Source organism: Ruminococcus intestinalis (assembly GCF_014288065.1).
Classification (GTDB): Bacteria; Bacillota; Clostridia; order Oscillospirales; family Acutalibacteraceae; genus Ruminococcoides; species Ruminococcoides intestinale_A.
In genome coordinates, this window is record NZ_JACOPS010000001.1 from 103,039 (window position 1) to 129,935 (window position 26,897).

The window sequence follows — 26,897 nt, forward strand, 5'->3', positions numbered from 1 at the left end:
CGATACTTAAGCACTTACATGATTATTATAAAACTCGAAAAAGCCTAGATAAATCGTAACTGAACAGTGTTACCGTGAACAAGGGCGGTAACACTGTTTCAATAAGTAAATAACGAATAATAATATATGTAAATATAAGAGATTATGTTTGATTGCTATTTTGTATATTAGAGTTTATTCCAATAGTAGAAGTAAATGTATTTGTATTGCTATCAAATTTCATTTCTAAATTTCCATTGTATTTTTCAACTACTCGTTTAATACTTCTAGTGCCAATTCCGTGCATACCGGATGTGCTTTTAGAAGATACAAGAGTTCCATTGATGTATTTAGGTTTTTTATTGCAAGAATTTGAAATCTTAATTATTACAAAATTGGAATTTCTTGTACTAATAGAGAAATCAATAAATTTTTCATTTGTCATTAACGCTGACTCAACTGCATTTTCTAAAAGGTTGTCAAGTAAGGCAGTTATATCATGTTCTTTAATAAAATCAATATTTGCGTTTTTTATACTGATTGTAAAGTTGATATTATTTTTCTTGCATATCTCATAATACCTATGAGTAATTAAATTGACTGTAGGGTTATTACAGTAGTCAATTGGATTCATAATACTAAAATCATTAACAATTTCAGAAATATATTGAGCTATATTTGAATCTTTGTTTTCTGATAATTGCTGAATTGTCTTTAAATGTTTTGTTATATCATGAATTAATATCTTTGAGTTTTCGTTTTGTTCTCGTAACAAATCATAGTAATCTATTGTATTTTTTTCCTGCTGATAATCTAAAAGTATTTGAGTGTATTTCCTATTTATTTTTATCGTTGTTTCATGGAGGTAAAAAACTATTATGTTTGACAATAGTATGAGAATGTTACCTATAATTATAGCAATTTTAAAGTTGTTGTTTACGGAGTAGAATGTACAAAGATATACATTTGTACACATCAAGATTATTGAGGCAATGGGCAAAAAACAAAGTAATATTGAAAATTTAGAATCCGTACTTTTAGACTCTTTTTCAGAAAATTTTAGAACACCCCATATAAAAATAAAATAAAGCAATTTACTCATAATTGCCTGAATAATGAGGATAAATGCGTCAGACCGGCTTTCAAAAAGACTAAAACGAGATACAACAGAAAATGGTAAAATAACAATTAATTCTGTGATAATCATTAAAAACAACAAGACAAAATTAGCAAATATACCGGATTTTATGCTTGAATTATAGCAAATTCTCAAGATAATAAAATTGCAAACATAAAAACAAACAGCATTTATCAGCGGAATTTCGATAAGGTTTATAATATATAGGACTAAACCGGATAAAAGTATTGATATAGGAATAAATTTTTTTGATATTCTTCGTTTAAATTTAAAATCAAAATAATAAAAAGATATGAGTGACTCAATCAGAAAGACTATAGCGTAACAGATATTAGAAATCATGTTGTACCTCCCATATATTCATAAAAAGCTTTTTTGAATGATACATAGAAACTACGGGATATAGGTACTGTTGCTTTTTTAGAATTAAATGATAATGTGATTTCATTTTTATTAAAGTCTGTTACATTCTTTAAATTAACTATGTAACTATAGTGTGATTGGGCAAAATACTCGTATTTGGATAACTGCTTTTTCCAATAATCAAACTTTTTATTTGAAATGAACTCTTGCGTTTTTGTAAATAGTTTAGTTTTGCGATTTTCTATAGTTAAATACAAGATGTCAATTGTAAATATATTGTGACATTCATCAAAATAGTCTAAGACAATTTTTTCTGTGCTTTGTTTATACAGATTTAAAGCAATCTCCATGCTCCTAAAAAATCTATTTTCGTCAATGGGTTTAGATAAAAATCTAAAAACCTTTAAATCCATTGCATCATCAAGATATCCTTGAAAAGATGTAACTATAAAGACAATAATATTCGGATTTAGTGTTTGAAGATGTTTTGTAACAGAAAGTCCATTAACACCGGGCATTTCTATATCAATAAACGCAAAATCAGTTTTAATTTGTTTATCCAATATAGAATCCCCATTTGAAAAGCAGGTAATATCAAAATTATAGGTTGACTGTTTTGATAATTTAAGGAGAAATTTTTTGATTTGCTGAACGATTTTCAAATCATCATCACATATCAGTACATTCATAGAGCTATACCTCCTTAATTAGGATTATAACTCAAAAAAAAGAATTTGTCATCTGTTTTATTCCTGTTCAGTTAAAACTCTATATATTATTTTTGATATTAGATTCAATGATTTAATTTGTTAACAATATTTTGAGGAATGTTATTACTTTTTAAAGTACTTAATAAGAGATAGTCAGGTGTGATATTTAATGCATTGCAGATTTTAGCAAATGTTTCAATACCTAGTACAGAGTAACCGTTTTCAATATTTGATATGTGATAATTTGAAAAACATGTTTTTTTGGCTAAAGCATTTTTCTCCATTTTTATTTCTTTTCTATGTTGTGCTATACGAATTCCTATTTTTGTAGTCTACATACATTAATATCAACCAATAAAATGTTATCAATCATCGGCAATATTGTTAATAAATTTAAAAAAGATAATATTCTTATATGATTATAATATTTAAAAGTTTTTATATAGTTGTAAGATGAAGGGCTATAATAGATTAAAAGTGCATTTTTTGTCGAATTTATTACCATTTTTGTAAAATTCAACATTTACAAGCATTTTTTTGATAAATTTATAATAAGGAGGTTGATTACAATGAAAAACGAAAAATTATTATCAACTAAAATTAAAGACGGAGTCAAAAAAGGATTGTTTGCTACATTAAAAGCTAATGCAAATTCTTCCGGTTGTTTTATAATATATCAGCCTAAAACGCCTAAGGGTTTTGAAAAGTTTAAAAACATCAAATGATCAAATTAATTTCAAGCAAAGTCGCCCGTATCTTATGCGAAGATGAAAAGCATACAGATAATTATGAGTTATATGAATATGCCATATACATACTTTTGTCTTCAGCATTTCATATAGCGACAGTCATAGTCTTAGGATTGGTTTTCAATCTATTGACTGAAAGTTTAGTGTTCTATTTATCTTTTATAGCTATCCGTAAGTTTGCAGGCGGTTACCATGCTAAAACACCAACAAGATGCTATGTGTTTTCTGTTATTTCAAGTATAATAATGTTGTGCTTAATTAAATATGCAAATAGTGTTGGTAATATATTTACTTATTTACTCATAATATTTGAATTGCTTTGTGTGGTGTTGATAATATTAATGTCCCCTCTTGACACAGAAAACAATCCATTGAATAGTTACGAGAAAAAGTGGTACAAAACATTAGCTGTTTTAATTTCAGTCTGTATATTTATCATATCATTATTTTGTGTTTTAACAGAACTCAGAAACATAGGGTACTCTTTGATATGCGGAGTTATAATGAGCACCTTGGTGTTATTAATGAGAAAAGTCCAAATTACAAATTAAACTAGGATTAAACTAAGCATTTACGATTTCAGGTTACTGTAGACAAACTCAACAAATATAAATGAAGAACATAAATACAAAAGAAATTATTTATTGTATTCTCAGGAAGGAGGAGTTTCCGATGTTTTAATAATTTGCGAAAAATTATAAATATATTAAAAAGAAAGAGGTTTTACAATGAAAAAGAAAATGTTCTTATTAGGATTTTGTATCTTAATGGTTTCAACGATAATGTTAGGTTGTTTTAGTGCATCAGCTGCAACCGCAACCAGTTCGGGTTCGTACGTACTCAGTAAGACCGATCAAACTGAGAAAAAGCATACAAAATCGCTTTCGGTTTCTGGTGGAGGTAGTGCAACAGTCACCGCACAACATTGGAAAGGCAGTACTTTCCCTACATATTCTGATACAGCTTATTCCAAAATTAATAGCAGTAGCAGTTTAAAATCAACAAGTGTCGCCGTTTATATTTATAAAACAAACGGTGACTTGGCCGCAAGCGGTTCTTCTTCAAATTATGTAAACAAAGAGGCAGGCTACGGTACTACTGTTGGTAGCACTAAACACATTTTCACGTTGAGCAATAACAGAAATACATTAATATACAATGTTGTGGGAACTCAATCATAAGTAGATATTCAAGTTGAGGGTGTCCTTATACTATAAGGGCACCCTTTTGAGGATAAAGCTAATGTTAAATTTATCAATTAAAATCTTTTGGCATTTTTTAAAAAATAATAAGTTATTGGTTGGATTTCTTTGCTTAATACAGATAATATCTATATTTGCATCTCTTTTTGTGTTTTCGTATTTTGCAAGCTATACAAATGCAAATAAAAAATATGATAATTCTAAGACCTATACTGTATCGTTTAATGGTGCATTCATCGACGATAATATGATGCTAAAAGAGATAGAGCATTTTAATAATAAGTGTGATTTAGAATTAAATGCAGTCTCAATAAAAGCTAATATTGATGATACAAGAATAATGTTTGACTATCTTTACTATCCCAATCACATTAAGCATGGTAGATATTTCAACCAAGACGAATTTGTGACAAACAAACATGTAATAATATCAGGTGATGAAGGTGTGATAGAAGAGGATAAAATATCAATATGCAATGATAAATATACTGTAATTGGTACATATTCAGTTGGCGGTTATAATATATTGCCTATATCATCTATAAATGATGTGAAGCATAATAATGAATCTGTATCAATTGTTTTAGATAAATATCCTGATGACGATGAAAATAATAAAATTATTTCTCAATTGACGGAATGTTTTGAAAATGCAGAAATAATCTATCCGGAAAGAATAAAAAATATTGACAGCTTATGGAATGATTCTACTACTATTATATATATAGGAATATTTTTGTTATCAATGATAAATGTAGCATTTGTCTATTTATATATATTAGAAAAGAATAACAAAATTATTTATATTTATAGATTGAACGGTGCGACAAAAACAACTTGCATTTTTCTCTTAGCTAATGTAATTTTCATTATTGCTTTAATATCATTTGTATGTGGATGTATTTTTTCAAGATGTGTCTTGCCAAGCATAATTGAATATGTACAATATGAGGATTTTACATACAGCTTAGGAATATATGATTACATTAGTATGATTATAGTGTACTTTATAGTTATTATTATTACTAGTGCTCCTGTAATTTCAAAATATGTAAAAAATATATCTATTTCCGAAAAAAGATTGGGGTGACAAAATAATGAAGTTAATTAAATTTTCATACCATCTTTTCTGTAAGAATATATTAATGAGCATAATTATAATAATACAATTAGTTGCTTCCACTTTATTATTAAGCGATATTTTAGTTACTGCAAATAGTTACTTCGTTACAGTTGATGAGTACATTAGCAGTGGACTTTCAAATATAAACGGAATAATAGTTGATAATGGCGGTAATCCTGTACCAGACAGATTATTAAATAAATTGCCCGAAAATTCAATAGATTATTGTGAATTGGGTGGTGTAGCTTACTTAGGAGAATATAGTCTTTATGGATATAGTGATGAATTTGTAAATGATTATACTCCCGAATTATTAGAAGGAACATGGCTAAACGAGTGTACAGATGATTTAAAAAACATTCCTGTAGTAATACCTTATTCCTTAAATAAACATTTTAATATTGGTGACATAATTGATATTGATTCAGAAAATGGTTTTACGGGAAAGATTGTTGGTATATTAAAAACTTCTTACTACTGTACTTTTAATAATGGCGGTACAGAATTGAATACAAAAGATATGTTAGGCAAAGCAGATGAATCATTTGAAATTCCGTTATTAACATTATATAATTATTTGCCAAAAGAAATTATTAGTACCGGAATGACTGAAGCTATAGTTTTAAAAAATTCAAACGATTTAAATGAAGCTTATAAACTGTTTAGTAATTATTATTATGTCAGAACTTTTTTTGATGTGTTAGAAAACGGAAAAGAAGATGCTTATGCAAGAGTTAGAGCATTAGGTCCGATTCTTTTAACTTTATCTTTAGTTTCGTTGTTTGGAATGATAGGTTGCATTGCTATTTCTACTTATAAGAATCTTTATTTTTATTCCATTTTATATCTATGCGGTGCTTCAACCAAAAAATGTTTTTTGATAAGTTTATTATATACTGTTATCTATATTGTTCTGACATTGGTTGTATTCTTTGTAATATTTATTTTTGTTATGCAAAAAAGTATGTGTTGGCTTAATTATATTGCTATAATAGCTATAATTATGATACTGTTATCATTATCGTTAATTCCTTATAGAATATTAAAGAAAAACCCACCTATAGAAGTTTTTAAATATAAAAGATAATCGGAGGCAACTATGATTGAAATTAAAAATTTGAACAAGATATATTTAAAAGGGAAAAAAAATATGGTTCATGCGTTAAACAACATAAACCTAAAAATTGACGATAGAGAAACGGTTGCAATTATAGGAGAAAGCGGTGCGGGTAAATCCACATTATTACATATTATGTCATGCATTGATAATTTTGACGGAGAATATTATCTTGATAATATTGATATCAATAAACTTAGCGAAAGTAAAAAATCAAAGCTTAGAAGTTCTAAGATTGGAATAGTATTGCAGGATTTTGCATTGATTGATGATTTTACTGTTTTTGAAAATGTAATGACACCCTTATATTTTAATAAGAAAATAAAGGATAAAAAAGGTTCAGTAATGAGAGCTTTAAAAAAAACAGGAATTGCATCATTGAAATCTAAAAAAGTATCACAGCTTTCCGGTGGTCAAAAACAGAGGGTAGCTATATCGCGTGCTTTGGTTACAAGCCCAGAATACATATTTGCCGACGAACCTACGGGTTCTTTAGATAGTAAAACATCGGATGAAATAATTAAAATGCTCTTTGAATTAAACAGTAATGGAATTACAATAGTTATAGTAACACACAATTTAGAAATAGCCAATCAATGCCACCATATTATAGAAATAAAGGACGGTAATATTATTAAGGACATTTGTTCGTAAAAAAATATTAAAATGCCGACAAGTTATAGCTTTTAATGCTATTACCTGTCGGCATTATTTTTTGCCTTTTTTGCATTGAAAGCAGAAAGGGCAAGATGATCTATAGGAATAGAAGTCCTCCGATCGACCTGAATAAAAAAATTCAGATTGATTGGAGGATAATTGAATGGACAAACGTCCAAAGAGAAGAAAATTACTGAAAGAAGGTGTTAAAGTGTTAGGCTTTATTATTGGTCTTTTTGTCGGTGCTTTTATCGGCGTTTGCGTTATGTGCCTGTGCAATGCAGCGGCAAAAGCTGATGAGCAGATGAAAGATAATATAGATGACAAAAAATAAGGAACAGGTGATAATTTGAACGAAAACTATATAAATGAAAATAACATTGATTCTGAACACAAAATAGAATCTGTTATTAATGACTGCAAGGTCACAATTTACTTTTCCAAAAGCAGAAATTTACAGGTTGAGAGAAATGTTCTTGAAAACCTTTTGGATACATTTGAGAACAGAATGAAATCACAGATAGGATGCTAATTTTCTTTATTTATTTTTAAGATTTCGCTGGATATTATATGAATTATGTAGTATTGTTGGTTTGCAAAAATCGTATGAATGGGTGATAAAATGAAAAGAGTATATTGCTTGTACAGAGTATCAACCAAAGGTCAGGTTGATAAAGATGATATTCCAATGCAGAAAACCTCGTGCAGAGAATTTGCTGAACGTAACGGTTGGACCATTCTGAAAGAGTTTCAGGAGAAAGGCGTGTCGGGATTCAAGGTTTCGGCAAGCGACCGAGATGCTATTCAGGATTTGAAAACCGCCGCAGAAAAGAAAGAATTCGATGTACTTCTTGTCTTTATGTTTGACAGAATAGGCAGAATTGATGACGAAACTCCGTTCGTCGTCGAATGGTTTATAAAGCACGGCATAGAGGTATGGAGCGTCAATGAGGGCGAACAGCGTATGGATAATCATGTGGATAAGCTTATGAATTACATACGATTTTGGCAAGCCAACGGTGAGAGTCAGAAAACGTCAGCACGTGTTAAAACTCGCCTTAACCAAATGACGTTAGACGGCAAATTTACCGGAGGTGTTGCACCATTCGGTTACAAACTTATAAAAAGCGGTGAAATCAACAAAAAGGGAAAAGAGCTTATGGACATAGTCGTTGACGATGATGAAGCTCCGATAGTCAAGAAGATATTTGAGATGACAGTTAAAGAGGGTTACGGCTCATATCGAATGGCTGACTATCTGAACAGTCACGGAATCAGAACCCATAATAACAGCAAGTTTCAATGTAATACGGTTAATCGTATTCTAAAGAACAGGCTGTACTGCGGTTATCTTGTATCAGGCGGTGTTGAATCCCCATACATAGAAAGACTTCACATCATTGATGAAAATGTATATGAACAAGCACAATTTATATTAAGTCAGCGTTCTAACAAAAATGAAGAGAAGAAACAAATTGCAAGAACTACGAAAGGCAGTACATTACTTTCCGGAAATATCTATTGCGCTCATTGCGGTCAGAAGATGGTATCAACAAGCTATATCGACCGATACGACAGGGCAGACGGCAGTCAGTACAGAGTTCGCAGACAGAGGTATATATGTACCAATAAAGCGATGAAAAGAGGTGCATGTGACGGGCAGTCGGCTTATGTAGCACACAGAATTGACGGTGCTGTACTTGCAACATTGAGAGATTATCTCGCCAAAATCAAATCAACGCCAAAAGATATAGCACTGGAAAAACGCTACAAATCCGAAATATCGGAGTATAGGAGAAAGCAGACAAAGCTTGAAAAAGAGATTGAAAAGCTGAAAAGACAGGTGGTTGAATTGTCTGCCGAAATAGGACGCTCTTTACTCGGCAAAAGCCGCTTTACTCCAGACATACTGTCAGCTTCTATTGACAATACAAACGATTTACTCCATAAAAAAGAATTTGAATTAAGTGATATAAAGTTCAAGCTTGCCAATCAGCAAAATGCGATGGGCAAGCTTGATTTTTATTATTCACAGTTCAGAACATGGGCAGACGAATTTGACAACTCAACAATGGAGCAGAAGAAAATGATAGCCTGTCAGCTCATAAGAGAAGTGAAAGTAGCCAGAGGTTATGAATTAGAGATTATATTCGACCTTAATTATGAACAATTCTTATCTCTATAAAGACTTATAGATTGAATTTACAAATTTATTCTGCTATAATATTTTCAGCTTAGAAGTGGGTGAATATATATGAGCGAAGAAAATAAGATACAAATTTTTGAAGATAAAAAGATTCGTACTGCGTGGAATGAGTCGGAAGAAGAATGGTATTTTTCTATAGTTGATGTAATTTCAGTTCTGACTGACAGTAACGAACCTCGTCGTTACTGGAGCGATCTTAAGCGAAAGCTTAAAGCTGAAGGAGCAAACCAGTTGTACGAAAATATCGTACAACTGAAAATGCAATCTCCTAAGGATGGTAAAAATTACAAAACAGATGTTGCAAATACAGAACAGCTTTTAAGATTAATACAGTCAATCCCGTCGCCAAAAGCAGAACCTTTCAAAATGTGGCTTGCAGAAGTAGGTAGAGAGAGAATTGATGAAACCATAGACCCTGAACTTACCATAGAGAGAGCCCTTGAAACTTATCTGAAAAAAGGGTATAGCAGGGAGTGGATAAATCAAAGACTTCAAGCTATACAGGTAAGAAAAGAGCTTACTGATGAATGGGATTCTCGTGGTGTAAAGCAGGGTGTAGAATATGCAATTCTGACTGATGAAATCACAAAAGCGTGGTCAGGAATGACAACCCGCCAGTATAAAAATCTCAAAGGATTGAAAAAGGAAAACCTGAGAGATAATATGAGTACGCTTGAGTTGGTACTAAATATGTTGGCAGAAGCTACTACAACTGAGATTTCCAAAGAGAAAAATCCTCAGTCTTTTTCTGAAAACAGAAGTGTTGCAAAAGAGGGCGGAGAAGTCGCCGGAAATGCTCGAAAGGATATTGAGGAAAGAACAGGAAAACCTGTAATTTCTCTCCAAAATGCAGTTGATTACTCAAATCTCATTTCTGATGTTATAGAAAATGATTTCGATAAAAATGAATAAAGTATTCTGATTGCCTTGTGAGTTAAAAAACTCGCAGGGCTTTTATTATATCCCAATTTCAAGTTTGTTTCTTGGGTGTTTGGCTGAAAGAATATTTTTCTGTTTGTTGATGCTCGTGTGTGTGTAAATCTGTGTTGTTGTAATAGAACTGTGACCGAGCATTTGCTGAATATATCTGATGTCAACGTCCTCTTCCAGCAGGAGAGTTGCAAAAGAATGACGAAACATATGCGGAGTAATGTGCAGCGGCACTTCTGCACCGATTGCATAGTTGGTAATCATATTACGAACAGATTGTTCAGATAGACGGTTGCCGAGTCTATTTATAAAGAAAAATTTGTTGTTTGCTATTTCAAATTTAAATGATTGATTATACTTTTTGAGCAACTCCTGAACATTTTGATTGCAGATTTGAATCAGGCGTTCTTTTGAGCCCTTTCCGTAAATTTTGATTATGTAATCATTAAAATCAATTTGTTCAGTCGTGAGTGTGCATAATTCTGAAATCCTCATTCCGGTGGCAAACAGTAACTCAAGTATGAGTGCATTCCGCAGAGCAACTTTCTTAGTATAGTCAGTTTTAGCTTTGGTAAGTTGTAGATAAGCAAACCTAATAATTTGCTCAATATTATTTATGGGAATAGTTTTTGGGAGAATAAAGGGTTCTTTATACTTGATTTGTATCTTATGAAAAGGATTAATATCAATAAGTTCCTCAATTTCAAGATAGTGAAAAAATGCTTTTAGCGAAGCGATTTTTCGTTTAACACTCTTAGGTTTGTACTTGCAATGCAGTAAATCAATGTATTGCTCAATGGATTTTTTGTTTGTCCATTCAATAGCAGATTCCATAGTGAATTCAAAATACTGCCTTAAATCAATAGTGTATGATTTTATCGTTTTCTGATCAAGATTTTTTCTTGAAAGGCAAAAGTTTAGATAATCAGTTGTTAGATTATTTGCTTGTACATTTTTTATTTCCATCGCATATAGCTCCTTATCTTTAATAAAATTATTATGCAACGGAAAATAAAGAAAGTCTATTCAAATATCTATATTTATTTTGCCTAAAAATTTTATTTATTGAGCAATAAACAAAATTGTATTATACAAAATGCATAAAAACACTATGTGAAATTTTATAACTGATTTACGCAAAAGTTATTTTAATGTTTGTCGAATTATGTTATAATTGACACCATAAAGTGTAATTATAAATGCTTTTATATTACATACCCGAAATATAGATTTAGTTAAGGCTTAATACTACATTTTCTCATGATGTGATTTACTTGCATAAGTGTTACTCAGATATGCATTCGTTGAATGTAAGATGTGTAGTTCTTTCTCATTGGCAAAAATGTATTTTGACTTTGGCTAAAGATAATGAATAGAGGATAACTATTAATTATGGCTGAAAGGGGAAAAGATAATTGTGAAGTATAAAGTATTGATTATCTCAAATAATGCTAAAATTGAAATGGATAATACCGTAGATATTGAATATATAGTTTTGAATTCACCAAGTAAAAGAATATTAGAGGAAACAATTCTAAAAACAGATTTTGACTGTATTATCCCATTACAAGCAATTAATAAAGGCAATAATACTTATAATATATTAAAAGTATTAGATTCCTATGGTCTGAAGTATTTTGGTAATAATTATCTTAAGTATTTGCTTGTAAATGAAAAACCTGCTTTCATTATGCAAACGGAACTTCGTTTGCCGAGTGAGATTTGGACAAAATATAATTACTATAAAAACATCCAATCCCTTTCTAAAACAGATTTTCCGATTTTTATAGAAAGTGATTCTGAAGTGAATTATTTATTAAACTCAATCAATGAATTAAATAAAATTATTGATACTCTTTTCTCTGACAAAATTGATGAATTAATAGTATATAAAAATTATTCATTTGTTAAATTATTTGATACTGTATTAATCGGAAATATTCCTAATTTTATTTTTGCATCATCTGATTCAACTGCTGATGAATTAGCATATCTTAAAGAAATATCCATAAAATTATTTAGTAAATATAAATTTAAAGATTTTGCAGGCTTTAAGTTTGCAAAAAGAGGGGATCAATATTTTCTGTTAAGTATCAATTCTGATAAATTAACAAACAAAGAAATAACAAATGTAATGCATTTAAACTATAGATTAGACACTAAAGACATTATTAATTTATATATTCTAGTTTCTTCTTTCAAAAATTGTATTGACTCAAATATCATATGTGAATTGTCTAAAAAACTGTCACACAACATAGTTTTGTTAATTTTACCACTAAAAATCAAACAAAAGTGTGGGATTGATTTTGATTATAATGATATTTGTAATGACTTAAAATATAGCTTTTTAAATTCAGATGACAGCAATAAGTATGAATTCATAAAAATGATTGAAGAGCATATTGAAAACACACCAAAATGTAAAATTAATTCATATTGTTTAGGCGATATTGATTTTGATTATGATATGTATCTGTCTTCTTATGAGGAAATCCCTCAGGCACCAAGAAACCCAAACGATGTATTAAGGGAATCATTGCAAATACTTAACGGGCAAATAAGATGGAATTCACCGCTTTCTTTTTATAATATATGCCCACCAACAATGATGAATACAGTAGCTGCATCAACAATAACAAATATTTATAATCCTAACGGCATGATAGACAGGACATCAGCTGGATATCTTAAAATGGAAAAACAAATTATTAGGCAGTTATCCAACTTACTTGATATTGATTCGTCAAAATCAGCAGGTGTTTTTACATCAGGTGGAAAAATATGTATTACATATGCTGTGAAATGTGGATTAAACCGATGCCAAAGAGAATTTAAGTCTAAAAAATCTCCTATAGTTATAACCTCATGTGCCAATCATTTTTCCATTGAAGATGTTTGCTATCAATTAGGTATAGAAGATTGTATTCGCATTCCATTGACAGCTTCTCAGGAAATGGATTATGGCGAATTTGAGAAATGTATATCAACATGCATTGAAAATAATATCCCAATCGCATGTGTTATTGTTTCGGGAGGAAACACAATGCACTCAGCAGTTGAAAACATTAATACTGTGAATAGTATAATCACTTCTTATGTTAAAAAATATAACTTATCAGATTCCCCATATATCTATTATGATATGGTTGTATGCTGGCCTTGGCTTTTCTTTAAGTCATATAATTTTCATATAAATCCGTTAAAGTTAGAGAGTTCTTTAAAAAATAGAATAAAACACATTTCAGATATCTTAATAAATGCAAAACTTGCTGACGGTTTTGGATTTGATTTTCATAAAGGAGGGTTTTCACCTTATGCCACGAGCTTGTTTATAGCCAAAAACGGAAATGAATTGTTTAGTATAAATAGTAAGAATGGCGAAATCAGAAAAGATTCATGTTATCATACATTTACAAATTCTCGTTGTACAACCGGCATAATCTCTGCTTGGAATGTTTTGCAAAGTGTTGGTATATCAGGTTTTCAAGCCTACATTGCTAATATGTTGAAGGTAGCAGAAACGTTGTCTGACACTTTCGAAAAAGAAAAAATAATTGTTTTGAGAAAATATGATACATACGGTTTTGCAACTTTGATATGGTTACAATCGCCTGAATTAAGATGCTATAAATTCTCCGATATAATAAATTCAGAAGATTTGCTAAACGAAAATAATGAATATATATATCAATTTACTGAATATTTAAAAAGAAATGGCGCTGTTAATATTTGCGTTCGTTATTTACCTAAATATAACTTTGAAGGTAATATAATTACTATTATTTCGCTTTTACCTATGACAATGAATATTAACGGAAAAGTTGCCGGGAAAATAGCAAAAGAGATTTTAAAGATAAAAGAGGAATTTGATAAAGAATATATTAAGGGAAGCAATTTTAATTTTAAATCTGCCCCGGATAATGTTCCAAGATAAGTCAAATCAAATCATTAAATAGTGCTGTCAAATTATTGCAAAGCCTTATATTATAATTATCGTTATTAATGGTGTAATGCATATAATACCTTAAAGCTTTATCAATACACTCTAATCCCAATGACTTCCACTTTGCCATTTCATTTTTATCTTGCTGCAATTTTAATATTCTCCTATACGCAAATTGTGCATAAAACAGATTGCTTTTTGCCTCTTTGTTCTGATTTTTTAGATCTAGCGAGTTTTCAAGAGCACACTCCATACATTCTATGGCTTTATCAATATTTCCCAAATACTCATAATAATAAGCTTTGGCTAAATTAAAATCTGTTTTGTATGGTGTTGTAATGTCTTCAAAAAGTTTATCAACTTTTTTTATCAGAGTTTTACACTCATCCATACCTGTTTCGTTAACAGACATAGAGTAACTTACATAAGTATTAATCTTTTCGGGTACAACTCCACTATAACAAAACACCTCATTTTCCTTAATAAGTAAATTCATTGCGTCTTCATAAAGATTTATTGCCTCACTGAATAACTTTTTCACGTCAATCAAGCAGTCTTTCTCAATATTGCTGATTGAAACAAACCCATAATGCAATTTTTCAAACATTATTTTATTGAGGCTGTTTCCTTTTTGTTCACAAATTCTTGCAAGTATATATGGTTCGGTTATTTGTTCTTTATACGTTAGAAGTTCATCATAAAGTTCTAACGGTTCCTTAATCTTTCCATTGTGATTAAGCACCCTTCCCAATTCAATTCCAATTCTTATTTTATTTCTTATATCATAGTCATTATTATATTTATCAAATTCGGATTGCAAAATAGTTATGCTATCACTACTATGTCCTATTTCCATTAGAATAACAGCTTTATTCATATTAAGATTTGTGGAAAACGAAAGATTATTAGGATTAATTGTTCTTATTGATTTATCTGTATATTCAAGTGCCCCATCATAATCATTATTAAAATAAAGTAATCTTGACTTAAAATAATACATATATGATTTAACATCGTTATCAATTACTTTGCTTCGAATGCATAATATTATATCGATAATGTTTATCAAATCATATGTATATAAAGAATATGATATTAAGATTTCTTCCATGCCGGAAATAATTATATTGATTAAAGCTTTGCTATCATTATAATCTCTATCATGTAAAAGGTATTTTAAATCAGATTCCAAGCTGTTAAAGTGCGAAACCGCTTCGATAGTCAGCTTGGGCAAAATGTCCATATTACCGGAATAATTATCAGTTAAAATTTTTTTGAACACTCCAAGATTCTCGTTTGCTTCGTTTATCAGGAATTGTACGAATCCTTCTTTGTAAATAAGATTTATTTTACATAAATGTAATACTTTTTCAAGTGTTTCGTTATTAATAACAATGTATTCTTCAAGGTATTTTTCAAAAAAGAATTCTTCAATCTTATCATGACTAAATTTAATATTATTATGTTTGGAAAAATCTGTTGCAAGTATATTTACATCAACAAGAGCATTAAACACATCAATATAATAAGCGGATTCATTCATATTACCGTCTGATAATAATGCGTTTTCTATCATATATTTTGTTACATACAATAAATTGCAATTAATAATCAAATCAAAATATGTAAAAATAATTTTTTTGGCAAATAATTGATTTGTTTTTGTTAATCTTCCAAACATTGTTTTTGAAAGAACCTCAAAAAGCAAATTGTTGTTATTGAAATCTAAACTTTCGATACTATAAGTTTGTAAATACTCGTCAATTATTGCAAAATAAAAAGGAGTCATATTTTGTATTTTGATATTCTTAATAGCATCTATTATTTTGTCATCTGAAAAATAACATTTTAGTAATGCGCTAAATTCATTATCATTAAACGGTTTTACTTTATAGTTTGCATCTTGATTCTGAACTATTCCGAATTCCGATTTATCATTCCTATAGAAATATAAGTAATTTAAATTTACTCCTGTTGTATCTTTATACTGTAAATATGCATGTTCTCTACAGGTAACAATTATTTTTATATTATTACATTTGAGGTTATATATTTTTCTGGCAAGATCATTGATTTTTAAATAATACTGTTTTTGGGATTCAAAATTCAGTTCATTTATTCCATCAATTATTAAAATGATTCTTGAGTTATTTATTTTTAATGCTTTATTTAAGGTATTAATTACTGATTCTTCCTCACTTGCGTCAATTTCAATTCCCAAAAAAGCAGATAAATCCAAATAATCGGTTTGGTTGACTTTTGAAGAAACTATTGAAAAATGTAATTCTTTATTTTTAAGCATAAAGTTTCTGACAGCTGATGTTTTTCCTGAGCCGCTTGACCCGGTAATAAATATAGCCGTTTTATCAGAGAATATAAAATCATTAATATCGTTGTCTAGTCTCAGCTCTATATACTTTTGGTTACATATATTATTTAGATTTAAAAACTCTTTTGTCGTTTTATCACATTGCTTCAAACAGAAAATATATATTGAATCTTTGCTAATAAAATCATCATCCTTCACGCTGAATTTTATATCAAGCCATTTTGAAATTATATTTACTTGATTATCAACTATACAAGTTTGGTAAAATGGCAGTCCCTTGACTAAAGAATCATTAATGAAGCTTTTTTCATCTGTTTCGATTTCGCCAAGGTCTATATGTATTTTATTATTAAAGCATCTCAATGATTCTTCTTTTCCATAAAATACTTTATATTTCACATTTTTTGTGTAAGGAAAAGTAACAGCAGATAAGATTTTAATTATCCGCATTACATTACTTAAATCAGTAAATGGTATATTTATTGATTCAATTTTTAAATGTTCATTTTTAAAATTTAACTTTATTTGATTTATCACACTCGATTCTTTTAACGAAATTATGTCTTTTATTATATCCCAAAAGGTTGAATCAAATAGTATGTTGCTATCTATTTCTTTAATAAAGGTATCATTTAACTTATTTGCATAATCCGAAGTTGTTATGTTTAAGCAAAAAGCTCTTATAACTATTTCAAACGCAACTCCAAGTATCAGTGCGTCAACTTCATTATTAGGTATATTAACCAACTTTGAAGGCAATAACTTCTTCTTGAAAACATATAAATATGCTTGTAAACAAGAAGAATATAACTGAACATCACATTGATGTGAATCACTAATTATTTTTGAGCAATATAAAATACCTAAAAATAAATCATAAAACCTTGAATTAATTGATAACACATCTAATATTGATGTATCTTGCCACCCGCTGATTAAGTGTTTCTTTTGTGCATTAATAATGCTTTTATGATTTTCTAAAACCAAGATAGAATTTAATTCCGGTAATATGTTGTTAAAATCTCCAAACTTTTTACCGCTGAGAACATTTTCTAAAGATTCTCGTGCTGATAATAAATTAATAATTTTTTGTGCTTCATAAGAATTCTGATTATATGGTCCTGAAATATCAATCCAAAACATTGATGATGAGGAATTACAATTTATCGAATTCATTAAGCCTACATCTTGTCCTCTATATCCTATAAATATAGTTAATCCCTGAGTTTTTTTATTTATATCATTTGACAAATCCGGAGATAACTTCATTAATTCGGCAGGAGAAAACCTTAATATTCCTGAATCTAAATCTCCATGTACTTTTAATAAATTAAATTTTGGTTCAGCGTTACCATGTTTAGAATAACCCATATCTCCAGTACGCTTTAAATAAGACATATCTTCACAGACTGTTTCAATTAACAAATCAAAGTTTGTGGTTATAATGTTATTTATATACCCTGCTTCAATAAGATTCTTAAGGCATTTATGAGCATTAGTTGGTGTCATACCTTCAAATCTTTTGTTTAATAATTCTCTTTGTTCCCTTTCAGTTTTACCACTCCACACAACATTAATAAAATTACTATATATATCTTCCCAATTCTTTTCATCATCAATTGCAATATTATGTTCGTACAATGATTCTTTCATTATACCTATTGTTGAAACATCCTTTATTGTAGAGGAAAGAGAACAACCTGCTCCTAAAATTAATGTTGTTTCTCCTTTCCTTTTGTATTCTGTAAGTGCATAATATAATCTATGAAATACCCCATTCATTTTGTTTATTTCCAAATAATATCCCCCCTACAAATCAATGACATATAATTAATAGTTATCCTTCATTTGTCGGAGATGTGTAGGGAGAGAGGAAAAATTATTGTATTAAATTAAAAAAACACAATCATAGCGATTATGGTGAAGATTAACAAAAATCTCATAATCATGTAAAGTGTGATATGAGATTCGTTATAAATATGTTTTTATTTTTTAAAGGAGATTGTTTTATGGCGTTTTTCTTTTCTAACAATTTTGCAGAAAACCAAATTATTAAAAAAGCATTTGAAACTGTATGTATTAATAAGCTGAAAAAGGATTACTATTGTGATATGTCTGAATACATATTTGCAAGAATCAATAAAAGTGAGATGTATGCTTCTTTGTCTGCAATGGAATCACCTTTTGCTTATCTTTATAAGAATTCCTATCCGAAATTAGATGTAGCCAATGAATATTGGAGAAACTTTTTAGAAAACAATTCTGTTTATTACAATGAAAAAACAGAATTGAGTGTTATTGAATCTAAAGCAATAGTTTATTGGATTTATAGAATTTATAGTAATTCTGAGGAACGTAAAAATGCTACCAGAAAAATGTTGAGTGAACTTAGCAATTATTTTGAATTAGGCACATTATCATTTGCTCAGGCTATTATATACATAATATCTAAAGTAGAGATTAATCTAATAACTTCATTTGATAAAGCAAATAAAATAATACAAACAATTGGAAAATCTGGAAACAGTATATATTATAGAGGTCACTCTGATGCAAATTATGTTTTATTGCCTTCTGTAATGCGTTTGAATAGTTGGTATAAGCATGAATGTGACCTATACAATGAAACCGTAATAGAGTGTCCAAATTCATTTAAAAATTGCTTTACCCATCTTGATTATTTAGTGGAAATGCAGCACTATGGACTGCCCACAAGACTTTTAGATGTTACAAAAAATCCTTTGGTAGCACTTTATTTTGCATGTTGTGATAATTTTAATAGTCAAGGTGAATTGATTGTTTTTGATGTAAAAACGGATGAAATTAAATACCCCAAAAGCGATACGGTTTCGATATTAGCTAGTTTACCACTATTTAAATCTGATATGAAGAAGGAATTGCTCATGTGGGCACAGGATAAAACTCTTGATATAAATGATTTTAATCGTAAAGCAATTAGACTTCTTCATGAAGTAAAACTGGAAAAGCCTGCATTTAGAGATGAGATAGCAAAAAATGATATTTTAAGCTGTTTTTTTGTTCTTGCCGAGAAAAAGAACGATAGAATTGTTAAGCAAGACGGTGCTTTTATAATCTGTGGATTGTTTGATTTAACAGATAATATAATCAATAAGTACAGATACAAAAAACATACGAAAATTCAGATTTATATAATAGATCAAAAAGCTAAAATGGGAATTTTAAAACAGCTGGACAAGTTTTCAATTAATAGAGCTCAACTGTTTCCTGAAATTTCAGATGTGACAGAACATATAAAAGAAAAATATAAATAGATTATCTAATATCTATTGCTTATTTTGCTTCAGATGTTAATTATGAATAATATAGTTTTTCTTACTGATTTTTAGAAAGTTTTATAGAAAGAGGGAGTGCTAAATGTATTTACATTCACTGAGAATTCAAGGCTTTAGAAAGCATTATGATACTACAATTGTTTTTTCTGATTCTACATTTTTAATTGGTGAAAACAATGTGGGAAAAAGTAGTATTTTGTATGCTCTTGATTATTTGTTAAATAATAAACCAAAAGTAAATCCAAATGAGTATTTTTCATGCACCACCGCCGAGGGATAGAATAAACGAATTGCTGACGAGATTATCTTGACAGCAGAATTCTGTGATTTACCTACTGAAGCAAAGTTATGGAGGGGATTTAAGGGTAGAGTAATACCATCTACTGATAATGTTGTTGGTCAAACTGGGCTGAGTTTTATATACAGAAAAACTTTTAAATTTGGATCATCTGCAGCGAAAATTGAAACCAAAGAATTTAAAAAGGAGATTAAAACTAATTTTAAAGAATGTAAAACTGTACAAGATTATTTAGATAATGGTTTAAATTAAGATAGTTTAACAGATGAAATAAAACAATTAGATAAGAATAAAAAGTTGGCAACTAAAGAAAAAAGGTTATTTGATTCAGTAGATGAAATATATGAATTTGATGAATCGGAAGAAGTATGGGTAGAAAATCCTGGTGGTATTCCTCAGAATGTACTGAGTAAATTGCCAAAATATTTGCTTATACCGGCACAAGATAAGGAGGATGAGATAACAGGATCATCAGGAACACTTCAAAAGACCTTAAATGAATTATTTTCTGAAATAAGAGAATCTTCGGAGAATTATAAAGAGGCTCAAAAATATCTGGATAAACTTAGCCGAGAATTGGATCCTGAAGATGCTAGTACCGAAATTTCTAAAATGATTGTGGAACTTAATGATATTGTGTCGGAAATTTTTCCTGGTACAGGAATTACAACATCAGCCAATTTGAGCGATGCAGATAGCGTAATAAAGCCAACTTTCCGTATAGAAATGAATAGTAATATTGCGACACCTGCCAATTTACAGGGAACAGGACTTATCAGATCTACAGTATTTGCATTATTAAGATATAAAAGTTTAAGAGATAATCGAAAAAATAAATCTGAAACAAGACCTTTAATTATTGGCTTTGAGGAACCTGAAATTTATTTGCACCCAAATGCTATTAATAAAATGAGAGACACTATATATAATTTGGCTGAAAATGCTAATAATCAAATTGTTTGTACAACACATTCGCCGTATATGATTGACATTAGCAAAAAGCCATCTCAAGTACTCAACAGTTTATGGACTACTATAAAGGATGATATGTCGGAAGATGGAAAAGCTGAAGTAGTTGAATCTATGCCATTTAATGTTACGGATGAATTTATAAAACTCCAAGAAGATTCAAAAGAGAATATAAAAATTATTTTAAAAATTGATGAGTCAATTGCCAGATGTTTTTTTGTCAAAAAGGTTTTGGTCGTAGAGGGTGACACTGAACAAGTGGTCTTGACTGAAACAATAAGCAGAATGCCAGATGAACTAAAGAATCAAATATTGTCGGATTGGCATATAGTAAGGGCTCGTGGTAAAGCTGCAATTATTTCTTTAGTTAAATATTTAAAAGCTATGACAATAGATATTTATGTTATACATGATGGTGACTTTGAAACCGATGGTGCAGAGCGTTTTAATGAACCTATAAGAAATGCCTTAAATGATGATGATAAATTAGTTGTGTTACAAAATTGTATTGAGGATGTTTTAGGATATAGTGCTCCAAAATCTGATAAACCATTTGCAGCATATAAACATATACAAGAAAATTGGACAGACTGGAGTAGTATACCTGAATTATGGAGAAAATCTGTTGAAAAAATATTTATTTGTGGCAAAACAATAAAATGTCAAACACACACAGACGATACTTGAGACCTATACAATCGTTTTTATGTGGTTATTCCTCTACACTTGCCAGAGCGCATGACTGTTAATCATGATGTCACTGGTTCGAGCCCAGTTGGGGGAGCCAAAAGAGGCTCATAGTTTTTCTATGAGCCTCGATTACTTATATACAAAATTTATTTCCGGTAGAAGTGATAATTGTTTTATCGGAAAGGAAAAGATATGGAGTTCGAAAATATGACAGACAAACAATTTGATGTTCTTATGAACTCAATTATCCAAATAGTAAAGGATTCTGAAACTAAAGATGAAGCTGTTGAAAAGCTACAAAATTTAGTTAAAGGTAAAGAAAACTGATTACTTTCGCTAATCTGCTTAATTTAATAGGTTCTTTGTCAATAGTTGGGGTAATCCGAAAAATGAAAGGTTCTATGTCAATAGTTGGGGTAAATCCGAAAAAAAAGAATTGAAATGAACAAGCGATAGTAAATCAAGCTATCGCTTGTTCTTGCATTTGGTGAGAAAACATATGTAAAATACAATTACGAAACCGCTTGCCACAGGAGCAACGATATCGACGCTTATAAAGATGAATAAAGATGTGCTTGCCAAAGGCAGGAATATCCTTTATAGGCTGTTCACGATAATCGTGAACCTTATCAGTGAATTTACCGCAACAGGGGCATTTGTGAGGTTTTCTTTTTAATCGGCAGTTAATATGGATTGAATTATCAATTTCTTCAACTTTTTCTATATCAACATCTTGCAATCCTAAGAGCTTTTCGGTAAAATATTTGTAAAGCATATTTGTTCCTCCGTTTCTGGTTTCTAGTCAATTCTATTTTAACGGATTTTAGACAAATATGCTCTACTTTTTTTAAAATTATTTTTGTAGGATCTATTTGTTACCCCAACATTTATTATAGAGCCTATTTTAGTTCATCACGATTTTTTGTGGGATGGTGAACGGACAGAAGGAATAGAAAGATAGCAAATCAGGGTAAAGAAGAAGTCATCATCACGGTAACCGTAGCCGAGTCGTTTAGCAATCTTGATCTTGTTGTTGAAGCCTGCGAGCTTCATCCAGACGAACAACACCGAGAACATCTCTGCCAAATTGTGACTGCATATGAAACCGATCATATACAATCCGTGCTTTGGACAAATGCTTTGTTACAAGCTTGTTGTAAGATGCGTTCATGTCCATCGCTACCACGATGACTGCCGATAAGGAGTCGGAGGGCACATCTTCAAAGAACTTTTCAAAATCCTTTATCGCTCTGCCCTTTCTGCCCCATAAGATATCTCCCTGCTCCAGATCCATCACGCAGGTTGCGTAACTATATCCTTTATGGATTGCAAATTCATCAACAGCAAGTATCCTCGGCTTGTAGCCTTCCTCTCTTAACATTTTTCCGTGATGAGGGAATTATTTAAAATTTATTCTAAAATTTCAAAAACTCGAAATTCGATCAATCTGAATTTCGAGTTTTTCTACAGGCTGAACTGCATTCCTACCTTTAGGTTAGAATGCAGTCGTTTTTTATTTGGGCTGTTTTTTTACAGCTCACTTTTGATTATTTTTATTCTTCACCGTTCCAGCAATAAGTACAGAGTTTACATTTATCTATACCGCAGGAATCAAGCATATCGTCAAGGCGGTTAAAGCGAAGTGAAGTAAACTTGAGTTCCTTACAAATCTCGTCAACCATCTTTTCATATTTTTCGGAATCCGGATTTGTGTATTCCTTTAAAACTTCATCGGTAACATTGCCGTTTTCAAGTCTTTCGATAACTCGTCTTGTAATAAGATCCATCTCAGAAGATGAGCGTGAGAAATTGAGATACTTACATCCGTAAACAAGAGGAGGACAAGCAGGTCTGATATGAACTTCCTTTGCACCGCTTTCAAAGAGATACTCTGTGGTTTCTCTAAGCTGAGTACCACGCACGATTGAATCGTCAATTAAAAGCAAGCTCTTATCTCTGATTAAATCTTCAACTGCAAGCAATTTCATCTTGGCAATAAGATTACGCTGGCTCTGAATTGTCGGCATAAATGATCGTGGCCATGTAGGAGTGTATTTAATAAACGGTCTTGAGAACGGAATACCGGAAGCATTTGCATAACCTACTGCGTGTGCAATACCCGAATCCGGCACACCTGCAACAACATCAGGCTTAACATTATCTCGCTTTGCCATTTTTGCACCGCAGAGGTAACGCATCTGCTCAACGCTCATTCCCTCGTATGAGCTTGCAGGGTAGCCGTAGTAAACCCAAAGGAATGTGCATATCTTCATTTCATTACCCGGTTGTTTAAGTGTAACGCAGTTCTGATCTGTAATAACTGCGATTTCACCGGGTCCGAGTTCTTTATAGTTGCTGTAACCGAGATTTTTATAAGAAAAACTTTCAAACGCAGCGCAAAATGCATCTTCTTTTTTACCTATTGCAATCGGAGTTCTGCCGTACTTATCTCTTGCACAATAAATTCCGTTTGGATTCATAAGTAAAAGTGAAAGTGAACCGTCTACCTTTTCGAGTGCGTAATTAATACCGTCAATAAGATTTTCTTTCTGATTTATAAGTGTTGCAACAAGTTCTGTAGGGTTGATTTCACCGCCGCTCATTTCAAGAAAATGAGAATTGCCGTTTGAGAAAATCTCCTGAACGAGCTCGTCTGTATTGTTAATTTTACTTACGGTTGTGATAGCGTATGTACCGTGATGTGAACGCACCATAAGCGGCTGCGGCTCATAATCGGAAATACAACCGATGCCAAGTCTGCCTTTCATACTCTGCATATCTTTATCAAACTTAGTTCTGAAAGGTGCATTTTCAATATTATGAATAGATCTGTCAAACCCCTTTTCGTCATCGTAAACTACCATACCGCCTCTTCTTGTGCCGAGGTGTGAGTGATAGTCAATACCAAAATACAAATCAAAAACGCAGTCCTCTTTGGCTGCTACTCCCATATATCCGCCCATATCTTTTCTCCTTTTTAATTCTGTCTGCCATATGCAAACTAATATAACAGTAATATTAATTATATTATTATTTCTTGCTGTTGTCTATACAAAAATAAAATTAAATGTCATAATTAAGGTAATGTTATCATAACTGATTTTTAACATATATACTTTTTTGCTTATTTGTTTATTATATATAATATTTCACGCAAAGAATCACAATTATTTTTGAATAAGAGATTTACACAATTTATATTTTATGTTATAATATAGTAAATTCTTATCAAAACAGTAAACATTAATTTTAAATAAAGGAATATTAATATGACTCTGCAACAACTGAGATATGTTATCACGGTTGCTCAAAAAGGTACAATAAGCGAGGCGGCAAAGGAACTTTTTATTTCACAGCCGAGCCTGACCAATGCAATCCGTGAACTTGAAAAAGAAATGAACATTACAATATTTAACAGAACCAACAAAGGCGTTGCTGTTTCTACCGAGGGTGAACAATTTTTAGGCTATGCAAGACAGGTGCTTGAACAGGCTAACCTGCTTGAAAGTGCATATAAAACATCGGTAAGGGATAAGCAGCGCTTTTCTGTTTCTACTCAACATTATGCATTCGTTGTAAATGCGTTTGTAGATTTAATTAAAGAGTTGCCTCAAAACGAGTATGACTTCTCAATCAGAGAAACTCAAACTTACGAGATAATTGACGATGTAGCTACAATGAAAAGCGAAATCGGAATTATTTATTTAAACGCTTTTAACGAAGCGGCTCTTACGAAAATCATTAAATCAAAAGGTTTGTGCTTTAATGAGCTTTTTATAGCAAAGCCTCATATTTTTGTAACGGCGGATCATCCTCTTGCAAATAAAGAATCCGTTACTATGGAAGAGCTTGCAGAATACCCTTATCTTTCTTTTGAACAGGGCAATCATAACTCTTTTTATTATTCGGAAGAAATTTTCAGCACTGTAGAACGCAAAAAAAATATTCGTGTAACAGACCGAGCCACACTTTTCAATTTATTGATAGGTCTTAACGGTTATACGGTTTGCAGCGGAGTAATTGACAGCGGTCTTAACGGTTCGAATATTATTTCAATCCCATTAATCAAGGAAGGAGATATGCGTATAGGATATATCAGTCATAAAAAATTAGTTTTAAGTCCGCTTTGCAAAAAATTCTTAAATCACTTGAACAAATACATTAAGTGATATTTAATACAAGGAGGCATAAATGAAAAATTTTATCAGTACATTTAAAGAATTAAAAATAGTAAATTTCCTGTTCTTAACGCTTGCAGGCATTATAAATGCTTTTGGCGTAGTTGTGTTTCTTGCTCCGGTAAAACTTTACGACAGCGGAATTTCAGGTACATCAATGCTTATTTCGCAAGAAACTCCTGAATGGTGCAGTTTATCACTTATACTTATTTTACTTAACATTCCTCTGTTTCTGCTCGGTCTTAAACGGGAGGGACTAAAGTTTACCGTATATGCAATTTACACGGTATTCATTTACTCTTTGGTTGCATGGATAATAACTGATATTTTACCGATAGATGTCAGCTTTATATCTCCCCTTGCGGGCAATGACCTGTTCTTATGCGCAATATTCGGCGGTGTAATTTCAGGTTGCGGCAGCGGTCTTGCAATGCGCTTTGGCGGCGCTATGGACGGAATAGATATTCTCGCCGTAATGTTTGCAAAAAGACTTCACTTAAGCATAGGCACATTCATTATGATTTACAATGTAATTCTCTATATCATTTGCGGCATAGTAATAGGCAGTTGGATATTGCCGCTCTATTCCATAGTAACTTATGCCGTGGCTGTTAAAATGATAGATTTCTTTGTAGAGGGTTTTGACCGTGCAAAAGGCGCTTTTATTATTACAACCAAGTCAGATGCTGTTTGTGAGAAACTTTCGCAAACATTTGAAAACGGTATTACTATGATAGACGCCAAGGGTTACTATTCAGGTTCAAAAAAGACAATGATTTACTTTGTAATAAACCGTTTTCAAGTTGATAAAATGAAAAGACTTGTACACGATATTGACCCGAAAGCCTATATCTCCATAAATGAAATAGCCGATGTTTATTCGGCAAATTCCGACGATAAAGACTAATATTTTTATTAACGACAGGTGCAGTCGGTTATAGCTAAAAGCTATAGCTAACTGCACTTTTTATGTATTTTACAAATATTGATTTTTACCTT

At 30.9% G+C, this 26,897-nt stretch carries 25 protein-coding genes; 17 read left to right on the plus strand and 8 right to left on the minus strand.

The window, feature by feature from the left end:
- Window positions 1–142: 142 nt before the first annotated feature.
- The 3 genes from H8R91_RS00500 to H8R91_RS12345 form a co-directional block, all read right to left on the minus strand.
- Entirely contained in the window at window positions 143–1,459 is a 1,317-nt protein-coding gene (locus tag H8R91_RS00500) for a sensor histidine kinase (RefSeq protein WP_186934451.1), read from the minus strand.
- On the minus strand, window positions 1,456–2,169 hold the full coding sequence (locus H8R91_RS00505; protein ID WP_186934452.1) for a LytR/AlgR family response regulator transcription factor: 714 nt from the start codon (window positions 2,167–2,169) through the stop codon (window positions 1,456–1,458). The genes H8R91_RS00500 and H8R91_RS00505 overlap by 4 nt, the downstream gene beginning before the upstream one ends.
- A 104-nt stretch (window positions 2,170–2,273) precedes the next feature.
- The gene (locus H8R91_RS12345; protein ID WP_366477110.1) at window positions 2,274–2,513 is read right to left on the minus strand and encodes a helix-turn-helix domain-containing protein; all 240 of its coding nucleotides are present in this window, start codon (window positions 2,511–2,513) and stop codon (window positions 2,274–2,276) included.
- A 246-nt stretch (window positions 2,514–2,759) separates the two neighbouring features.
- On the opposite strand from H8R91_RS12345, the gene H8R91_RS00515 reads away from it, so the two are divergent.
- From H8R91_RS00515 to H8R91_RS00560, 10 genes are all read left to right on the plus strand, one after another.
- The gene (locus H8R91_RS00515) at window positions 2,760–2,915 is read left to right on the plus strand and encodes an AgrD family cyclic lactone autoinducer peptide (protein WP_186934454.1); all 156 of its coding nucleotides are present in this window, start codon (window positions 2,760–2,762) and stop codon (window positions 2,913–2,915) included.
- A complete protein-coding gene (locus tag H8R91_RS12350) occupies window positions 2,912–3,490 on the plus strand; it encodes an accessory gene regulator ArgB-like protein (protein WP_186934455.1) in 579 nt (192 codons plus the stop codon). Before H8R91_RS00515 ends, H8R91_RS12350 begins: the two co-directional genes overlap by 4 nt.
- A 177-nt stretch (window positions 3,491–3,667) precedes the next feature.
- The gene (locus H8R91_RS00525; RefSeq protein ID WP_186934456.1) at window positions 3,668–4,120 is read left to right on the plus strand and encodes a hypothetical protein; all 453 of its coding nucleotides are present in this window, start codon (window positions 3,668–3,670) and stop codon (window positions 4,118–4,120) included.
- Window positions 4,121–4,181: 61 nt separating this feature from the next.
- Complete coding sequence (locus H8R91_RS00530; protein ID WP_186934457.1) at window positions 4,182–5,231, plus strand: FtsX-like permease family protein; 1,050 nt, start codon at window positions 4,182–4,184, stop codon at window positions 5,229–5,231.
- 7 nt (window positions 5,232–5,238) lie between these two features.
- Window positions 5,239–6,351 carry a hypothetical protein gene (locus H8R91_RS00535; protein ID WP_186934458.1) on the plus strand — a complete coding sequence of 371 codons (1,113 nt, stop codon included), beginning with the start codon at window positions 5,239–5,241 and terminating at the stop codon, window positions 6,349–6,351.
- 12 nt (window positions 6,352–6,363) lie between these two features.
- Entirely contained in the window at window positions 6,364–7,035 is a 672-nt protein-coding gene (locus H8R91_RS00540; RefSeq protein ID WP_186934459.1) for an ABC transporter ATP-binding protein, read from the plus strand.
- Between the two features lie 166 nt (window positions 7,036–7,201).
- A complete protein-coding gene (locus tag H8R91_RS00545; protein ID WP_207722712.1) occupies window positions 7,202–7,372 on the plus strand; it encodes a DUF3789 domain-containing protein in 171 nt (56 codons plus the stop codon).
- 15 nt (window positions 7,373–7,387) lie between these two features.
- Window positions 7,388–7,570 carry a hypothetical protein gene (locus H8R91_RS00550; protein WP_186934460.1) on the plus strand — a complete coding sequence of 61 codons (183 nt, stop codon included), beginning with the start codon at window positions 7,388–7,390 and terminating at the stop codon, window positions 7,568–7,570.
- 90 nt (window positions 7,571–7,660) lie between these two features.
- Window positions 7,661–9,223, plus strand: a complete 1,563-nt coding sequence (locus H8R91_RS00555; RefSeq protein WP_186934461.1) for a recombinase family protein — start codon at window positions 7,661–7,663, stop codon at window positions 9,221–9,223.
- Window positions 9,224–9,292: 69 nt separating this feature from the next.
- The gene (locus tag H8R91_RS00560) at window positions 9,293–10,156 is read left to right on the plus strand and encodes a BRO family protein (RefSeq protein ID WP_186934462.1); all 864 of its coding nucleotides are present in this window, start codon (window positions 9,293–9,295) and stop codon (window positions 10,154–10,156) included.
- A gap of 45 nt (window positions 10,157–10,201) precedes the next feature.
- On the opposite strand, the gene H8R91_RS00565 is transcribed toward H8R91_RS00560, so the two are convergent.
- On the minus strand, window positions 10,202–11,140 hold the full coding sequence (locus H8R91_RS00565) for a tyrosine-type recombinase/integrase (RefSeq protein ID WP_186934463.1): 939 nt from the start codon (window positions 11,138–11,140) through the stop codon (window positions 10,202–10,204).
- A 451-nt stretch (window positions 11,141–11,591) separates the two neighbouring features.
- Here H8R91_RS00565 and H8R91_RS12355 point away from each other — a divergent pair, with 451 nt between their 5' ends.
- Window positions 11,592–14,111 carry a pyridoxal-dependent decarboxylase gene (locus tag H8R91_RS12355; protein ID WP_186934464.1) on the plus strand — a complete coding sequence of 840 codons (2,520 nt, stop codon included), beginning with the start codon at window positions 11,592–11,594 and terminating at the stop codon, window positions 14,109–14,111.
- Between the two features lies 1 nt (window position 14,112).
- On the opposite strand, the gene H8R91_RS00575 is transcribed toward H8R91_RS12355, so the two are convergent.
- Entirely contained in the window at window positions 14,113–18,246 is a 4,134-nt protein-coding gene (locus tag H8R91_RS00575) for an AAA family ATPase (RefSeq protein WP_186934465.1), read from the minus strand.
- Between the two features lie 212 nt (window positions 18,247–18,458).
- Here H8R91_RS00575 and H8R91_RS00580 point away from each other — a divergent pair, with 212 nt between their 5' ends.
- The 4 genes from H8R91_RS00580 to H8R91_RS00595 all read left to right on the plus strand — a co-directional run bounded on the left by H8R91_RS00580 (window position 18,459) and on the right by H8R91_RS00595 (window position 21,717).
- Complete coding sequence (locus tag H8R91_RS00580) at window positions 18,459–19,742, plus strand: FRG domain-containing protein (protein WP_186934466.1); 1,284 nt, start codon at window positions 18,459–18,461, stop codon at window positions 19,740–19,742.
- A 103-nt stretch (window positions 19,743–19,845) separates the two neighbouring features.
- Window positions 19,846–20,043 carry an AAA family ATPase gene (locus tag H8R91_RS12360; protein ID WP_186934467.1) on the plus strand — a complete coding sequence of 66 codons (198 nt, stop codon included), beginning with the start codon at window positions 19,846–19,848 and terminating at the stop codon, window positions 20,041–20,043.
- A 27-nt stretch (window positions 20,044–20,070) separates the two neighbouring features.
- Complete coding sequence (locus H8R91_RS00590; protein WP_186934468.1) at window positions 20,071–20,313, plus strand: hypothetical protein; 243 nt, start codon at window positions 20,071–20,073, stop codon at window positions 20,311–20,313.
- 18 nt (window positions 20,314–20,331) lie between these two features.
- The gene (locus H8R91_RS00595; RefSeq protein ID WP_302187198.1) at window positions 20,332–21,717 is read left to right on the plus strand and encodes an ATP-dependent nuclease; all 1,386 of its coding nucleotides are present in this window, start codon (window positions 20,332–20,334) and stop codon (window positions 21,715–21,717) included.
- Between the two features lie 463 nt (window positions 21,718–22,180).
- Here the strand turns inward: H8R91_RS00595 and H8R91_RS00600 are convergent, their stop codons facing one another.
- From H8R91_RS00600 to H8R91_RS00610, 3 genes are all read right to left on the minus strand, one after another.
- On the minus strand, window positions 22,181–22,495 hold the full coding sequence (locus H8R91_RS00600; RefSeq protein WP_186934470.1) for a transposase family protein: 315 nt from the start codon (window positions 22,493–22,495) through the stop codon (window positions 22,181–22,183).
- Window positions 22,496–22,732: 237 nt separating this feature from the next.
- Window positions 22,733–23,101: a transposase gene (locus H8R91_RS00605; protein WP_186934471.1), complete on the minus strand. Its 369-nt coding sequence runs from the start codon at window positions 23,099–23,101 to the stop codon at window positions 22,733–22,735.
- A 172-nt stretch (window positions 23,102–23,273) separates the two neighbouring features.
- The gene (locus H8R91_RS00610) at window positions 23,274–24,683 is read right to left on the minus strand and encodes an amidophosphoribosyltransferase (protein WP_186934472.1); all 1,410 of its coding nucleotides are present in this window, start codon (window positions 24,681–24,683) and stop codon (window positions 23,274–23,276) included.
- Between the two features lie 306 nt (window positions 24,684–24,989).
- Here H8R91_RS00610 and H8R91_RS00615 point away from each other — a divergent pair, with 306 nt between their 5' ends.
- On the plus strand, window positions 24,990–25,889 hold the full coding sequence (locus tag H8R91_RS00615; protein ID WP_186934473.1) for a LysR family transcriptional regulator: 900 nt from the start codon (window positions 24,990–24,992) through the stop codon (window positions 25,887–25,889).
- Between the two features lie 22 nt (window positions 25,890–25,911).
- Entirely contained in the window at window positions 25,912–26,805 is an 894-nt protein-coding gene (locus tag H8R91_RS00620; RefSeq protein WP_186934474.1) for a YitT family protein, read from the plus strand.
- Window positions 26,806–26,897 lie beyond the last annotated feature (92 nt).

Bases quoted from the DNA above. Each gene is read 5' to 3' on its own strand.
- H8R91_RS00500 (WP_186934451.1), bottom strand. From the start codon at position 1,459: ATGATTTCTAATATCTGTTACGCTATAGTCTTTCTGATTGAGTCACTC.
- H8R91_RS00505 (WP_186934452.1), bottom strand. From the start codon at position 2,169: ATGAATGTACTGATATGTGATGATGATTTGAAAATCGTTCAGCAAATC.
- H8R91_RS00515 (WP_186934454.1), top strand. From the start codon at position 2,760: ATGAAAAACGAAAAATTATTATCAACTAAAATTAAAGACGGAGTCAAA.
- H8R91_RS12350 (WP_186934455.1), top strand. From the start codon at position 2,912: ATGATCAAATTAATTTCAAGCAAAGTCGCCCGTATCTTATGCGAAGAT.
- H8R91_RS00525 (WP_186934456.1), top strand. From the start codon at position 3,668: ATGAAAAAGAAAATGTTCTTATTAGGATTTTGTATCTTAATGGTTTCA.
- H8R91_RS00530 (WP_186934457.1), top strand. From the start codon at position 4,182: ATGTTAAATTTATCAATTAAAATCTTTTGGCATTTTTTAAAAAATAAT.
- H8R91_RS00535 (WP_186934458.1), top strand. From the start codon at position 5,239: ATGAAGTTAATTAAATTTTCATACCATCTTTTCTGTAAGAATATATTA.
- H8R91_RS00540 (WP_186934459.1), top strand. From the start codon at position 6,364: ATGATTGAAATTAAAAATTTGAACAAGATATATTTAAAAGGGAAAAAA.
- H8R91_RS00545 (WP_207722712.1), top strand. From the start codon at position 7,202: ATGGACAAACGTCCAAAGAGAAGAAAATTACTGAAAGAAGGTGTTAAA.
- H8R91_RS00555 (WP_186934461.1), top strand. From the start codon at position 7,661: ATGAAAAGAGTATATTGCTTGTACAGAGTATCAACCAAAGGTCAGGTT.
- H8R91_RS00560 (WP_186934462.1), top strand. From the start codon at position 9,293: ATGAGCGAAGAAAATAAGATACAAATTTTTGAAGATAAAAAGATTCGT.
- H8R91_RS00565 (WP_186934463.1), bottom strand. From the start codon at position 11,140: ATGGAAATAAAAAATGTACAAGCAAATAATCTAACAACTGATTATCTA.
- H8R91_RS00580 (WP_186934466.1), top strand. From the start codon at position 18,459: ATGGCGTTTTTCTTTTCTAACAATTTTGCAGAAAACCAAATTATTAAA.
- H8R91_RS12360 (WP_186934467.1), top strand. From the start codon at position 19,846: ATGTATTTACATTCACTGAGAATTCAAGGCTTTAGAAAGCATTATGAT.
- H8R91_RS00600 (WP_186934470.1), bottom strand. From the start codon at position 22,495: ATGCTTTACAAATATTTTACCGAAAAGCTCTTAGGATTGCAAGATGTT.
- H8R91_RS00605 (WP_186934471.1), bottom strand. From the start codon at position 23,101: ATGTTAAGAGAGGAAGGCTACAAGCCGAGGATACTTGCTGTTGATGAA.
- H8R91_RS00610 (WP_186934472.1), bottom strand. From the start codon at position 24,683: ATGGGCGGATATATGGGAGTAGCAGCCAAAGAGGACTGCGTTTTTGAT.
- H8R91_RS00615 (WP_186934473.1), top strand. From the start codon at position 24,990: ATGACTCTGCAACAACTGAGATATGTTATCACGGTTGCTCAAAAAGGT.
- H8R91_RS00620 (WP_186934474.1), top strand. From the start codon at position 25,912: ATGAAAAATTTTATCAGTACATTTAAAGAATTAAAAATAGTAAATTTC.